The organism is Burkholderia territorii, assembly GCF_001718335.1.
Taxonomy (GTDB): Bacteria; Pseudomonadota; Gammaproteobacteria; order Burkholderiales; family Burkholderiaceae; genus Burkholderia; species Burkholderia territorii.
On sequence record NZ_CP013366.1, the window covers coordinates 188781 to 203572 of the forward strand.

Below are 14792 nucleotides of genomic sequence, written 5' to 3' on the forward strand. Positions count from 1 at the left end.
GCGGCGACGCGCGGACGCGCGCCGCCGCCCCCGCGTGTCAGGCCAGGTAGTTCGACCACTTCTGGTGTTCGCGGTAGTACTGCTCCTCCGCGTCCGTCAGGCCGGTCTCCTTGTACCAGGGGATGTGCTTGCAGGTGTAGCGGCCCGCGAACCGCACGCCGCAGAGATGCGAGTCGCGGCGGAAGTAGCGCTTGTTGTAGACGGCGAACGTCGTATCGATCGGCGCGTTGTAGATCGGGTCGCCGCCCGCCGTGCTGCCGATCTGGTGGCGCCAGAAATTCGCCTCCCATTCGAGCGTCGTGTATTGGCGGTCGCCGCAGAAGAGCGTCGTTTCCTTCATCAGCTCCGGTTGCGAGATGTCGAGCGCGAAGCCGGCCTTGCCGGTCTGGAATGCTTCGGTCGCGTCGATCAGCTCGAACAGGAATTCGGGCGGCAGCGCGTCGTTCAGTTCGAGGTCCGGATCGGTCACGCAGAAGAGGTCCGGCAGGCGCGCGTAGTTCGCGTCCGACAGGAACACGTCGCGCGGGCCCGCGTTGCGATCGAGGCGCACGACGGTCGCGTCGTCCTGCACGCTTTCCAGGAACGCGAGCATGTCGGGCGCGCTCGATGCGTTGTCGACGATCACGATGTTGCGCAGGCCGCGCGCCTTCAGCTGGGCGACCATCCGGCGCGTATAGGTCGGATTGTTGAACGTCGGGATCAGCACCGGCACCGTGGCGACCAGCCCGCCGGCGAAATGGCGGAACTGGCGGCTGCCCGGCAGCGTCGTGCAGAGCGTCGCGTTCGGCACCAGCGGCATCGCGACCGGCTGCGGCGCGGGCGCGGATTGCATCACGTGCGCCTCGAGCTCCGCGAGGTCCTGGCGCGTGTCGGCGTCGTCGGGCATCAGCGCGGCGGCCTTGCGCATCGGCGCGAGGGCTTGCGCGTGGCGCTCCTGCTGAACCAGCGTGACGGCCAGCGCCCGCCAGCCGAGGCCGACGTCCGGCATCCATTCGGTCAACTGGGTCGCGATGCCTTCGGCCTGCGCGAATTGCCGCTTGTCGAGCAGCGCCGCGAGCGTGTTCATGAATTCGGAGAGAACGGCCGCCAGCTCGTCGGCGGAGGCCGACGGCGCATCGGCCGCCGCGAGTTCGAGCGACAGCGCGTCGATGCCGTGCGTGCGCGCCTGCGCGACCAATGCGCGCGCCGCATCCATCTGGTTGTCGCGCGTCAGCGCGTCGATGCACGCGATCCAGTAGCGCCGCTGCGACGGCTCGGTCGCCACCGCGGCCCGGAAATGCCGCAACGCGGCGTCGCGCCGGTCGAGCTGTTCGAGCACCGTCGCGAGACGGAGGTGCGAATCGGCGTGTTCGGGGTGGGCTTGCAGGATCTGGCGGTAGGCCTGCTCCGCGTCCAGCAGCGAGCCGGCGGCGTGAAGCGCGGCGGCGCGGGCCAGCTCGGCCTCGGAGACGGGAGCGGCGATGACGGTGTCATTCATGGCGGCGGAAGTCGATGACGGCGAATGAAGGGCGTCGGCGCGTACTCGCCGACGTTTCGCGTATGTTGCCGCCGGGGGCCGCGCGGCCATGGACCAAACAGAGGGGAGATTTGCTGCCTGTTCGAATGTTCGGCGGGCGTCCGGCGGCATGGGCCGCGCGCGCGCCGCGCGCCGAGAAAGGAAGCGGGGAGGGAAGCAGGAAAGCGCTCGGAAAAAGGGGCGCGAAGCCTGCCCGCGCCGCGGGTCTCCGCCCGGCGGCATCGTCGGCCGCCGGCCGCCGCCGACGTGTTAACATGCGCGTCCTGCCCCGCGTGTCCGCCTGCAATCCAGGCCTGCCGCGCGCGGCATCCTCCCGGCGTTCCGCCGTCAACCGCAACATCATCCGTCATCATGTCCGCAGGCCTCAACCCCGCTCAGAACGAAGCGGTGCGCTACCTCGACGGTCCCTGCCTCGTGCTCGCCGGCGCGGGCAGCGGCAAGACCCGCGTGATCACGCAGAAGATCGCGCACCTGATCGAAGCGAAAGGTTTCGAGCCGCGCCACATCGCGGCCGTCACGTTCACGAACAAGGCCGCCGCCGAAATGCGCGAGCGCGTGTCGAAGCTGCTGGAGGGCAAAACGCTCACCACGCCAGGCAAGGAAGGCCGCAAGGTGCCGGTCAATCAGCTCACCGTGTGCACGTTCCACTCGCTCGGCGTGCAGATCCTGCGTCAGGAGGCCGAGCACGTCGGCCTGAAGCCGCAGTTCTCGATCATGGATTCGGACGACTGCTTCGGGATGATCCAGGAGCAGATCGGCACCACGGACAAGGGCCTGATCCGCAAGATCCAGAGCACGATTTCGCTGTGGAAGAACGGCCTGATCATGCCCGAGGAGGCGATGACGATCGCGGCCAACGAGGACGAGCACCAGGCGGCGCTGGTCTACCGCAATTACGTCGCGACGCTGCACGCGTACCAGGCGGTCGACTTCGACGACCTGATCCGCCTGCCGGCCGAGCTGTTCGCGAAGAACGAGCAGGTGCGCGACCGCTGGCAGAACAAGCTGCGCTACCTGCTGATCGACGAATACCAGGACACCAACGCGTGCCAGTACGAGTTGCTGAAGCTGCTCGCCGGCCCGCGCGCCGCGTTCACCGCGGTGGGCGACGACGATCAGGCGATCTACGGCTGGCGCGGCGCGACGCTCGAGAACCTCGCGCAGCTCGGCAAGGATTTCCCGAAGCTGCACGTGATCAAGCTCGAGCAGAACTACCGGTCGACGGTGCGAATCCTCACCGCCGCGAACAACGTGATCGCGAACAACCCGAAGCTGTTCGAGAAGAAGCTGTGGTCCGAGCACGGGATGGGCGATTCGATCACCGTCACGGCGTGCAACGACGAAGAGCACGAAGCCGAATCGGTCGTGTTCCGGCTGTCCGCGCACAAGTTCGAGCGGCGCACGCAGTTCCGCGATTACGCGATCCTGTATCGCGGCAACTTCCAGGCGCGGATCTTCGAGCAGGTGCTGCGGCGCGAGCGGATTCCGTACGTGCTGTCGGGCGGCCAGTCGTTCTTCGACAAGGCCGAGATCAAGGACCTGTGCGCGTACCTGCGCCTGATCGCGAACGCCGACGACGATCCCGCGTTCATCCGCGCCGTCACGACGCCGCGCCGCGGGATCGGCAACACGACGCTGGAAGCGCTCGGCTCGTTCGCGGGCCAGGCGAAGGTGTCGCTGTTCGAGGCCGTGTACATGGGCGGGATCGAAGCGCGGCTGTCGGCGCGGCAGATCGAGCCGCTGCGGATGTTCTGCGACTTCATCCAGCGCCTGACCGATCGCGCGGACAAGGAGCCCGCCACCGTCGTGCTCGACGACATGATGGAGGCCATCCACTACGAGGCCTACCTGTACGACGCGTTCGACGAGCGGCAGGCGCAGTCGAAGTGGCAGAACGTGCTCGAATTCCTCGAATGGCTGAAGCGCAAGGGCACCAAGCCCGAGACGGAAGCCGTCGACGGCGAGGCCGACGGTTTCCACAACGCGGACGGCCTGGCTGACACCGGCAAGAACCTGCTCGGCCTGATCCAGACGGTCGCGCTGATGTCGATGCTCGAAGGCAAGGACGAGGATCCGGACGCGGTGCGGTTGTCGACCGTCCATGCGTCGAAGGGGCTCGAGTATCCGCACGTGTTCCTGGTGGGCGTCGAGGAAGGGATCATGCCGCATCGCGGCAGCAGCGAGGACGACGGCCCGATCGACAACGAGCGGATCGAGGAGGAGCGCCGGCTGATGTACGTCGCGATCACGCGTGCGCAGCGCAGCCTGCATCTGAACTGGTGCAAGAAGCGCAAGCGGGCGCGCGAGACGGTCGTGTGCGAACCGTCGCGCTTCATCCCCGAGATGGGTCTCGACGACGCGCCGCCGCCGACGCCGGAGGAAGCGCCGATGACGCCGAAGGACCGGCTCGCTAGCCTGAAGGCGCTGTTGCAGAAGTGACGTGCGCGGCGGCCGGCATGGCCGTCCCGGCAAAGAAAAACCCCCGCGATGCGCGTGCGCCGCGGGGGTTTTTTCTGGACGGCAGGCGTTACTTCGAGGCGTTGACCATGTAGTCGACGGCCGCCTTCACGTCGGCGTCGGACGCGTTCGACCCGCCCTTCGGCGGCATCGCGCCCTTGCCGTGCAGCGCGTAGTTGTAGACGGTATCCATCGAATCCTTCAGGCGCGGCGCCCAATCCTCCTTGCTGCCGAACTTCGGCGCGCCGAGCACGCCGGCCGCGTGACACGCCTGGCAGACCTGCGTGTACAGCGCCTTGCCGGCCGATGCGGCGTCGGCGCTGGTCGGCGCGGCCGCGGGCTTTTCGCCGGCCTTCGGAATCGCGGCGATCGCGGCCATCGCGGCGGCGGCCTGCGCGTTCGATGCATCGGCGCCCGATGCGCCTGCCGCACCCGCCGCGCCGCTCGCCGCCGGTGCCGCATTGGCGGCCGGGGCAGCCGGTTCGGGGAAGTTCGCGCCGTCGTTGTTGGCCATGTAGACGATCGCGCGCGCGATTTCATAGTCGCTGACGTCGTCGGGGCTCGTGCCGCCGCGCGGCGGCATCGCGCCCTTGCCGGACAGCGCCGTCTTCAGCAGCGTGTCGAAGCCCTGCGAGATGCGCGGCGCCCAGTCGTCCTTGTTGCCGAACTTCGGCGCGCCGGCGGCGCCCGTGCCGTGACAGGTCACGCACACGGCCTTGTAGACTTCCTCGCCGGTCTTGTACGTGCGGGGCGCGTTGGCGTCCTTCACCTCGACCTTCGCGATCGGGGCAATCCGCGCGGCGACCTGTTCGTCCGACAGCGCGTCCGTGCCTGCGCCCGAACGGAACGCATGGTTGGCGTAGGTGGCAAACAGGACGATCAGGGCGATCGGAATCGCGAATGATGCGATGACGACGGCAATCAGCTGCCCGGGGGTTTTGACGGGAGATTCGTGGGGTGCTTCGCTCATGCTTGCCTCGTCTCCATGAATAGGAATTGTGAGCGCGGTGCAACGGCAAAATGGCAGTCCAATGAAGCACGGACGATTATAGACGGAACGTTTACATCACGGCGAGCGGCGCGAAGGCGCGTGTTTACCCGCACGAATTGGGGGACTGACGGGGATTCTGCGGGCAAGGTGGACGCTTCATGGGAAACCGGGTATCCTTGCCGTCTTGCCAATGGTGGGCGGCCGGTTTATTGGGGTCGTTTCACTGTCACACGCGCCCGTAGCTCAATGGATAGAGTACTGCCCTCCGAAGGCAGGGGTTGCTGGTTCGATCCCAGCCGGGCGCGCCAAAATGCCTGATTCCAGGCGCTGAATTTCTTCAATCCATTTCCCCAAATTCCCTGAAGCGTCGCATCGCGCATTCGTTCGCGTCCGCATGGCTTTCCCGCGCCGTTTTGCCGCCGGACCGTTATGCGAGACGCCAACGCAGCGACAACGCCAAGCGTCGATCGCGGCGGCCGCCCGCGCATCGCGCGGACTCTCGCGCCGCCACGAACCGCCCGGGCACGAACGACCAAGACCCGGTCAGTCCTGCATCCAAGCGCCCCCCGTCTTCTCCCCCGATGCAACGAATTACGGGTGTTTTGCTCGACTGATCGACCCTTCGAAACCCCGCGAACGTCGCGACAATATCCGCGAGTTTCCTGCCGTCGGCGCTGATACGCCGGCGTGTCCGCGCCCGCCTCTCAAGCGACCGGCGCCGCCGGCCTGACGGCACGGGCGCCGGCTGCCGCACGCCTGAAGCGCCGTCCGGGCATCGTCCGGGGCTATCGCCCGGGCGGCTGGCTCGTCATCCATGCCTATCGCAGACCCAGCGGACCCAGCGGAAGCCCGGCCTATGAACGAACACCTGCTCGAACGCGGACACCCGTCCGACGGCCTGTCCGGCGCGGACACGCCAGTCGAGGCACTGCTGGCATGCGCGCTCGAACATTACGACGCAGGCCGGCTCGATGCCGCCGCGCGCCTATGCCGGCAGGCCCTGCAACGCGAACCCGAACGCGCCGACGCGCTGCACGTGCAAGGACTGCTCGCGTTTCGCCGCGGCGATTTCGACGGCGCGGTCGCGGCGATCGCGGACGCGATCCGGCGCGATCCGCAGGCACGCTATTACTACAACCTGGGCACCGTGATGGCCGCCCACAATCGGCCCGCGGCGGCCGCCGAGTGTTTCCGGCAGGCGCTTGCGCTGCAACCGGACAATGCCGATACGTACAACAACCTCGGCAACGCGTTGCGCGCGCTGAAGGATTGCGAAGGCGCGGTGGAGGCGCTGGGCACGGCGATCCGGCTGCGGCCCGACCACGCGCAGGCGTACAACAATCTCGCGAACGCGATGCTCGATGCGGGCGAACTGGAGGCCGCGCTCGATGGCTACCGCGCCGCGATCGCGTTGCGGCCGGACCTTCTCGAGCCGCACGACAACCTGCTGTTCGCGTTGAATTACAGCGCGGCCGCCGCGCCGCAGGTTCATTTCGATGCCGCGCGGCGCTACGGCGCACAGGCGGCCGCGCGCGCGGTGCCGTACCGCTCGTGGCCGACCAGTGACGGCGCGAGACCGCTGCGGGTCGGCATCGTATCGGGTGACCTGAAGCATCACCCGGTCGGCTATTTCCTCGAAAGCGTGCTGCGCGCGACCGATCGCACGCGCGTCGTGTTCGTCGCATATCCGACCCGCGACGTCGAGGACGACCTGACGCAGCGGCTGCGCCCGTTGTTCGCCGGCTGGACGAGCCTCGCCGCGCTGAGCGACGAGGCCGCGGCCCGGCGAATTCGCGACGATGCGATCGACATCCTGGTCGACGCGGCGGGCCACACGATCTTCAACCGGCTCGCGCTGTTCGCGTGGAAACCGGCGCCGGTGCAGGTTTCGTGGATCGGCTATGTCGCGACCACCGGGCTGGACGCGATCGATTACGTGCTGGGTGACCGCCATGTGCTGCCGCCCGAAGAGGAAGCGCATTTCGTCGAGCGGCCGTGGCGGCTGCCCGACAGCTACCTGTGCTACACGCCGCCGCGCGATGCGATCGTGCCCGGCCCGCTGCCGCAACTGGCGGGCGGCGCGGTGACGTTCGGCTATTTCGGCAAGCTCGGCAAGATGAGCGACACGGTCGTGCGCGTGTGGTCGCGGGTGCTCGCGGCGGTGCCCCGGTCGCGGCTGCTGCTCAAGGCGAGCGAGCTGGCCGGCGCGTATGCGGTGCGCCGCACGCGCGAGCGGTTCGCGCAGCACGGCATCGATCCGGCGCGGCTGCTGCTCGAGCCGAATGCGCCGCGCGGCGAATACCTGGCGTCGTACCGTCGCGTCGACGTGATGCTCAGCCCGTTTCCGTATTCGGGCGGCACGACGACCGCCGATGCGCTGTGGATGGGCGTGCCCGTGCTCGGCATCCGGGGTGACCGGTTCGTCACGCACATCTGCGAAAGCCTGCTGCACACGGTCGGCCTGTCCGACTGGATCGCGCGCGACGAAGACGACTACGTCGCGAAGGCCGCGGCGTTCGCGACCGATCCGGCGCAACTGCGGCTGCTGCGGACCGGCCTGCGCATGCAGTTGATCGCATCGCCGCTGTGCAACGCGCCGCGCTTCGCACGGCACCTCGAGGACGCATTTCACGGAATGTGGGCCCGTCGCGCGGACCGGGCCGGCGATGTCGCCCGCCCGCACGACTGACCGATCGACCGAACCGCGCGCGAACGACGCAACGCAACGACGACATGCAACAGACCACGGACATTCTCGGCGCCGCACTGGCGCATCACCAGGCAGGCCGGCTGGGCGACGCGAAGGCGGGCTACGAGCAGCTGCTCGCACGCGAGCCCGCGCATCCGGACGCGCTGCATTTCCTCGGGCTGCTGACCTGTCAGGCAGGGCAGCCGGATGAAGGCATTGCACTGATGCGCCGCTCGATCGACGCGTATCCGAGCGCGATCTATCACAACAACCTGGGTAACGCGCTGCGCGAGCGCGGCCGGCTCGACGACGCGATCGCGCAGTACCGCGAAGCGGTGCGTCGGCAGCCGGATTACGCGGAAGCGCACAACAACCTGGGCGACGCGCTGCGCGAGGCGCGGCAGCCGGATGCGTCGATGCAGCACTGCGCGCAGGCGATCGCGTTGCGGCCGGACTACGCGCAGGCGTACAACAACCTGGGCAATGCGCTGAAGGATCTCGGCCAGTCGGACGCGGCGGTGCTCGCGTACGGCAAGGCGATCGAACACGACCCGCGCTACGCGGACGCGTACAACAACCTCGGCAACGTGCTGACGACGCAGCGCAAGTTCGACGCGGCGGTGAACAGCTATCGCGCGGCCGTCGCGCTGGCCCCCCAGAACCCGATCGGGCACCGCAATCTCGGTGCCGCGCTGCTCGCGCGAGGCGACCGCGACGAGGCAATAGCGAGCTTGCACCGTCTCGTCGAACTGGCGCCTGCCGACGCGCAGGCGCGTGTCGATCTCGGTGCCGCGTTGCGCGACGCGGGGCAGGCCGACGCGGCGATCGCACAGTTCGAACGCGCCGCGCAACTGTCGCCGTTGCGCGCCGACGCGCACGCGGGCCTTGCCGAGGTGCTGTACCGCCGGCGGCAGACGGCGCGTGCGGCCGAGTGCATGACGCGCGCGCTCGAACTGGCGCCCGATCACGGTCCCGCCTATCGCATGCTCGGCGACATGTATCACGATCTGGGCAAGTACGACGCATCCGTCATGTGCTACCGCGCCGCGACCGACCTCGATGCGAACGACATCGACGCGCATCATCGCTGCGCGATGGTGTTGTTGAAGCAGAACCGCGCCGACGACGCGCTGCATCACGCGCGCGCGGCGCTCGCATTGAACGACCGCGCCGCGCCCGCGCACATGACGCTCGGCGACGTGCTGGGCATGCTCGGCGATGTGGACGGTGAGCTCGCGCATTACCGCCGCGCGGTCGAGCTCGACGTGACGAACCCGGTCCTGCACGACCGGCTGATCTTCGCGCTCGCCACGCATCCGTCGATCGACCAGCAGGAGACGCGCCGGGCGGCGCGCCGTTTCGGCGAATACGTCGAAGCCGATGCGCGGCCGTTCGCGCATATCGACACCAGCGTGCGTGCGTCGAACCGACGGTTGCGCATCGGCTGGGTGTCGGGCGACCTGGTGACGCATCCGGTCGGCATTTTCCTCGAAGGCGTGCTGGCGCATCTCGATCGACACCGGCTCGAATTGATCGCGTATCCGACGTCGGCGGCGGAAGACGACACGACCGCGCGCCTGAAGCCGCACTTCGACGCGTGGCATCCACTGCTCGAGCTGTCGGACGAGCAGGCCGCGCAGCGGATCCGCGCGGACGGCATCGACGTCCTCGTCGACCTGTCGGGCCACACGGCGCAAAACCGGCTTGGCGTGTTCGCGTGGAAGCCCGCGCCGGTGCAGGTCACGTGGATCGGCTTCTTCGCGTCGACGGGGCTGCGCGCGATCGACTACGTGCTGGGCGACCGGCACGTGCTGCCGCCGGGCGAGGAAGCGCATTTCGTCGAGCGGCCGTGGCGGCTGCCCGACAGCTATCTGTGCTTCACGCCGCCGCATCCGGCGCTCGACGTCGGCCCGTTGCCGCAACGCGAGAACGGTGCGATGACGTTCGGCTATTTCGGCAAGCTCGGGAAGATGAACGATGCGGTCGTGCGCGTGTGGTCGCGGGTGCTTGCCGCGGTACCGGGCGCGCGGCTGTTCCTGAAGGCGGGCGAGCTCGACGGCGAGCGTGCGCTGCGCCGGACGGCCGAGCGGTTCGCGCGCAACGGAATCGACGCGAGCCGGCTGGTGATGGAAGGCCGCTCGCCGCGCACCGATTACCTGACGGCCTATCGCCGCGTCGACATGATGTTGAGCCCGTTTCCGTATCCGGGCGGCACGACGACGGCCGAGTCGCTGTGGATGGGCGTGCCGGTGCTCGGGATGAAGGGCGAGCGGTTCGTCACGCACATCTGCGAGAGCGTGCTGCAGACGGCCGGGCTGGCCGACTGGATCGCGCGCGACGAAGACGATTACGTCGCGAAGGCGGTGGCCGCCGCGGCCGATCCCGAGCGGCTCGACGCGCTGCGGCAGGCGTTGCGGGCGCGGCTGCTCGCGTCGCCGCTGTGCGATGCGCCGCGCTTCGCGAAACATCTCGAGGACGCGTTTTACGGAATGTGGATGGACCGGACCAACGCCGGCGCCGACGAGCGGGTGGCCGCAGGCGACGAACGGAATTGAGCCGCCCGGCAGGGCGGCGCGCGAACGACGAAACGACGCAACGACGCAACGACGATATGCAACAGACCACGGACATTCTCGGCGCCGCACTGGCGCATCACCAGGCGGGCCGGCTGGGCGACGCGAAGGCGGGCTACGAGCAGCTGCTCGCGCGCGAGCCCGCGCATCCGGACGCGCTGCATTTCCTCGGGCTGCTGACCTGTCAGGCAGGGCAGCCGGATGAAGGTATCGCGCTGATGCGCCGCTCGATCGACGCGTATCCGAGCGCGATCTATCACAACAACCTGGGTAACGCGCTGCGCGAGCGCGGCCGGCTCGACGACGCGATCGCGCAGTACCGCGAAGCGGTGCGTCGGCAGCCGGATTACGCGGAAGCGCACAACAACCTGGGCGACGCGTTGCGCGAGGCGCGGCAGCCGGATGCGTCGATGCAGCACTGCGCGCAGGCGATCGCGTTGCGGCCGGACTACGCGCAGGCGTACAACAACCTGGGCAACGCGCTGAAGGATCTCGGCCAGTCGGATGCGGCGGTGCTCGCATACGGCAAGGCGATCGAACACGACCCGCGCTACGCGGACGCGTACAACAACCTCGGCAACGTGCTGACGACGCAGCGCAAGTTCGACGCGGCGGTGGACAGCTATCGCGCAGCCGTCGCGCTGAATCCGGGCCGGGCGATCGTGCACGGCAATCTCGGCACCGCGCTGCTCGCGCGCGGCGACCTCGACGAATCCATCGCGACGCTGCGCCGCGCGGTCGAACTCGATCCGCTGGATCCGCAAGTCCACAATTGTCTGGGCAGCGCGCTGCGCGAAGCGGGCCGCAACGACGAAGCGATCGTGCATTTCGGACGGGTAATCGAGCTGTCCGGCGGCGACGTCGATGCACACCTGAACCTGAGCCGGGCGCTGAAGAGCCAGAACCGGATCGAGGAATCCGTCGAGGCCGGCAAGCGGGCCATCGAGCTCGATCCGCGCCGCGCGGAGGGCTACGTGAACCTGGCCCACGCGTATTACTGGCTGGACCGTGTCGACGACGCGATCGTGCAGTACCGGCACGCGCTCGAATTCGATCCGGATTCGGCGGACATTCACCAGAACCTGTCGATCGCGCTGTGCCAGGCGCGACGCGTCCATGAGGCGCTGGAAAGCGCGCAAGCCGCCGTGGCGCTGGAACCGGGCACCGCGCGCCGGCATGCGCATCTCGCGGACGTGCTGCGCAAGACCGGCGACGTCGAAGCGGCGATCAAGTGCTATCGCCGCGCGCTGGAGTGCGATCCCGACAATCCGGGCACCTACACGTCGCTGCTGTTCTGCCTCGCGGGCCAGACCGACTTCGATCCCGACGCGTATCTGGCGGATGCGCGCGTATTCGGCGCGCGCATGTCGATGCACGCGAAGCCGTGGCGGCACCAGCCGGCGCCGTTGAACGGGCGCAGGTTGCGTGTCGGATTCGTGTCGGGCGATTTCCGGCGGCACCCGGTCGGCATCTTTCTCGAAAGCGTCGTCGCGCATCTCGATCGGTCGCGCGTCGAACTGGTCGCGTTCACGACCTTCGACACCGAGGACGACTACACCGCGCGGCTGAAGCCGCATTTCGACGGCTGGCATCGCATCACGGATCTCGGCACGGAGCAGACGGCCCGGCGCATCCACGACGAGCGCATCGACGTGCTCGTCGATCTGGCCGGGCATACGGCGCACAACCGGCTGCCGGCCTTCGCGTGGAAGCCGGCACCGATCCAGGTGAGCTGGCTCGGCTTTTTCGCGTCGACCGGTATCGCGGAGATGGACTATTTCCTCGGCGATGCGCACGTGCTGCCGGTCGCCGAGGAAGCGCACTTCGTCGAGCGGCCGTGGCGGCTGCCCGACAGCTACCTGTGTTTCACGCCGCCGCCGCACGACGTGCAGGTCGGCCCGCTGCCGATGCTGCGCAACGGGCACATCACGTTCGGCTGCTTCGGCAAGCTGGTGAAGGTGACCGACGACGTGGTGCGCGTCTGGTCGCGGCTGCTGCATGCCGTGCCGGGCGCGAAGCTGCTGCTCAAGGCGTACGAACTCGCGGTCGAGGACATCTGCGATGCAACGCGTGCGCGTTTCGCGGCGCACGGCATCGGCGCCGACCGGCTGATCCTCGAGCAGGGCTCGTCGCGCGACGCGTACTTCGCTGCGTACAACCGCGCGGACGTGATGCTCAGCCCGTTCCCGTATCCGGGCGGCACGACGACGGCCGAGTCGCTGTGGATGGGCGTGCCGGTGCTCGGGATGAAAGGCGAGCGGTTCGTCACGCACATCTGCGAGAGCCTGCTGCATGCGGCCGGGCTCGGCGACTGGATCGCAAGCGACGAAGCGGACTACATCGCGAAGGCCGTCGCGTTCTCCCGCGATCGCGGCGAGCTCGCGGCAATGCGCGCCGGGTTGCGCCAGCAGATGCAGCGTTCGCCGCTCGGCGACGCGAAGCGGTTCGCCCGCCACCTGGAGGATGCGTTTCACGGCATGTGGGACGCATGGCTCGCCGGCACGCCGGAAGACTCGCCAGTGCGGTAACGGCGGCGCCCAGCCGCTCCCGCCCGCGCGCCGCGCCGCCGGGTATCGCGGTGCGGTGCGGTTCGGACGCACCAAAAAAAGAAGCCGCATCGCTGCGGCTCTTCGAGGAGAGCGCCCTCGCGGGCGTCGTTGTTGTTCTCGTTCGTTGGTTCGGCGCTAGTGCGGCTCAGCCGAGCATGCCGGTGGACTGATAACGCGACGCCGCGTCGATGCGCTGCATCGCCGCCCGGTGATTCGTCATCAATCGCTCGCGGCCGGCCATCGCCAGTTCGGTGATGTGCGCATCGAGCCGCTGGATCTCGCGGATGATCGCGAGTGCATCGGGCGTCTGGTCCGCGTCGAGCGACATCAGCAGCGCGGCGCGCTCGTTGACGAGTTCGGCGGCGCGCTCCCATGCGTCGTGCGAGACGGCGTCCGCGAGCGCGTGCGTGAGCGCCAGCGCGCGTGTCAGCGAAGTATGTTCCATGGCGGGATGTCCTCGTGGGCGGCGGCCGGATGCCGGTCCGTCACTTGTTGGTGGCGAGCGTGCCGGCGCTGTTCGACCCGCCGAACAGCTGCGTCAGGTACTGCTGGTTGTTCTGCATCTGCGTCATCAGCGTGTTGAGCGCGGTGAACTGCGCGTTGTACTGGGCCGTGAGCGCGGTCTGGTAGTTCTTCAGTTGCGTCGCCTGATCCTGCAGGTTCGACAGGTCCTTGTTCAGCGAGGCCGTGCGCTGGTCGATCAGCCCGCCCGTCTGCGAGTACGAATTCGCGAAGTTGTTCAGCGCGACCCCGACGCCGTTCGTCGAGTTGAAGATCGCGGAGACGGCCGAGCCGTTGGTCGTGAGCGCGGTCTGCAGCTTCGTGCTGTCGACCGTCAGCGTGCCGTCGGTGTTCAGGTTGATGCCGATCGACGACAGGCTGTAGGTCTTGCCGCCCGTCGTGACGCCGCCGCTGAGCGCGGTCGCGAGGCCGTTCGTGATCGAGTTCAGCATCGCGTCGCCGAGCAGCGGGCCGGCCGTCGAGCCCGACGACGAGGTCGTGTACGACGACAGGCTCGATGCCGTCGTGACGAAGGTCGAGTACGCCTTCGCGAAATTGTTGATCGCCGTCGTGATGCCGGTCGTGTCCTGCGCGATCGTGAGCGTCTGCGTCGTGTTGACCGCCGCTGCCGTCAGGTTCAGCGTGACGCCCGTCAGCGCGTTGGAGATCTGGTTGGTCGCGCTCGTCACGGTGCTGCCGGCGATCGTGATGTTCGCGTCCGCGGCGGGCGTCACCGTGTTGTAGGTCGACTGGGTCGAGTCGAGCTTGCTGTTCAGGCCGGCGCCGGCGGTGATCGACACCGTGTTCGCCGCGCCGGTGTTGTTCGACGAGAGCACCAGGTGCTGGCCGTCGGACGCATTGATCACCGTGGCGGTCACGCCCGGGTTGTTCGAGGCCTTGTTGATGTTCGCGGCGATCGTCGCGAGCGTATCGGTCGACGAGACCGACACCTGCATCGAGCCGGTGCCGACGCCGACGGTCAGCGTGCCGCTGCCGATGGTATCGGCCGACGTGATCGCCGGCGACGAAATCGAGTTGGCGGTCGCGACGGCATTGACCTTCACCGCGTACGTGCCGGCGGCCGCGCCGCTCGCGGTGGTGGCGGTGAGGCCGGAGCCGCTCGCCGTCGCGGTCAGCGCCGACAGCGCCGTGCCGTCGGTGAGGCCCTGCAGCGCGGTCTGCAGCGCCGCGAGCTGCGACTTGATCTGCCCGATCGCGGACAGTTCGGTGTTGTCGGAGGTCTGCTTGTTCGCGAGCGCGGTCGATTGCGCGGCGGTCTTCGCGGTGACGAGCGCCGAGACGAGCGAATTGACGTCGAGCGACGACTTCGTCGAGCCGCTGATGATGGACTGCGCAGCCTGCTGGAGCGCGGTGTTCAGGTCGCTGGAGGACGTGGTGGTGGTAGTCGTCGAGGTCATTCGGGGGCTCCGGTCCGCGTCGCCGGGCAGTGTCGGGCGAATCGCGCGTCGGTGTCGAACAAGCGCGCAACGGGAGGCCAGCCTCCCGGGTGCGCGAT

The 14792-nt window shown here is 68.4% G+C and carries 8 protein-coding genes and 1 tRNA gene; 5 read left to right on the forward strand and 4 right to left on the reverse strand.

Annotated elements, in window-relative coordinates; all coding sequences use genetic code 11:
- Positions 1-37: 37 nt before the first annotated feature.
- The gene (locus WS51_RS11570; RefSeq protein WP_059452609.1) at positions 38-1477 is read right to left on the reverse strand and encodes a glycosyltransferase family 2 protein; all 1440 of its coding nucleotides are present in this window, start codon (positions 1475-1477) and stop codon (positions 38-40) included.
- Positions 1478-1867: 390 nt separating this feature from the next.
- On the opposite strand from WS51_RS11570, the gene WS51_RS11575 reads away from it, so the two are divergent.
- Entirely contained in the window at positions 1868-3955 is a 2088-nt protein-coding gene (locus tag WS51_RS11575) for a UvrD-helicase domain-containing protein (protein ID WP_059452610.1), read from the forward strand.
- A gap of 88 nt (positions 3956-4043) precedes the next feature.
- Here the strand turns inward: WS51_RS11575 and WS51_RS11580 are convergent, their stop codons facing one another.
- Entirely contained in the window at positions 4044-4943 is a 900-nt protein-coding gene (locus tag WS51_RS11580; protein ID WP_059546431.1) for a c-type cytochrome, read from the reverse strand.
- Between the two features lie 253 nt (positions 4944-5196).
- Between WS51_RS11580 and WS51_RS11585 the strand changes: the two genes are divergently transcribed.
- The 4 genes from WS51_RS11585 (at position 5197) to WS51_RS11600 (ending at position 12754) form a co-directional block, all read left to right on the forward strand.
- Positions 5197-5272, forward strand: a tRNA-Arg gene (locus WS51_RS11585).
- Positions 5273-5820: 548 nt separating this feature from the next.
- Positions 5821-7653, forward strand: a complete 1833-nt coding sequence (locus WS51_RS11590; RefSeq protein WP_069229231.1) for an O-linked N-acetylglucosamine transferase, SPINDLY family protein — start codon at positions 5821-5823, stop codon at positions 7651-7653.
- 44 nt (positions 7654-7697) lie between these two features.
- The gene (locus WS51_RS11595; RefSeq protein WP_069229971.1) at positions 7698-10208 is read left to right on the forward strand and encodes a tetratricopeptide repeat protein; all 2511 of its coding nucleotides are present in this window, start codon (positions 7698-7700) and stop codon (positions 10206-10208) included.
- A gap of 56 nt (positions 10209-10264) precedes the next feature.
- Entirely contained in the window at positions 10265-12754 is a 2490-nt protein-coding gene (locus WS51_RS11600; RefSeq protein WP_069229972.1) for a tetratricopeptide repeat protein, read from the forward strand.
- Positions 12755-12920: 166 nt separating this feature from the next.
- Here WS51_RS11600 and WS51_RS11605 read toward each other — a convergent pair whose 3' ends face one another.
- Both WS51_RS11605 and fliD read right to left on the reverse strand, forming a co-directional pair.
- Positions 12921-13220, reverse strand: coding sequence for a flagellar protein FliT (locus WS51_RS11605; RefSeq protein ID WP_069229232.1), 300 nt, complete (start codon positions 13218-13220; stop codon positions 12921-12923).
- A 40-nt stretch (positions 13221-13260) separates the two neighbouring features.
- Positions 13261-14694: a flagellar filament capping protein FliD gene (fliD, locus tag WS51_RS11610; RefSeq protein ID WP_059505502.1), complete on the reverse strand. Its 1434-nt coding sequence runs from the start codon at positions 14692-14694 to the stop codon at positions 13261-13263.
- Positions 14695-14792: the final 98 nt, after the last annotated feature.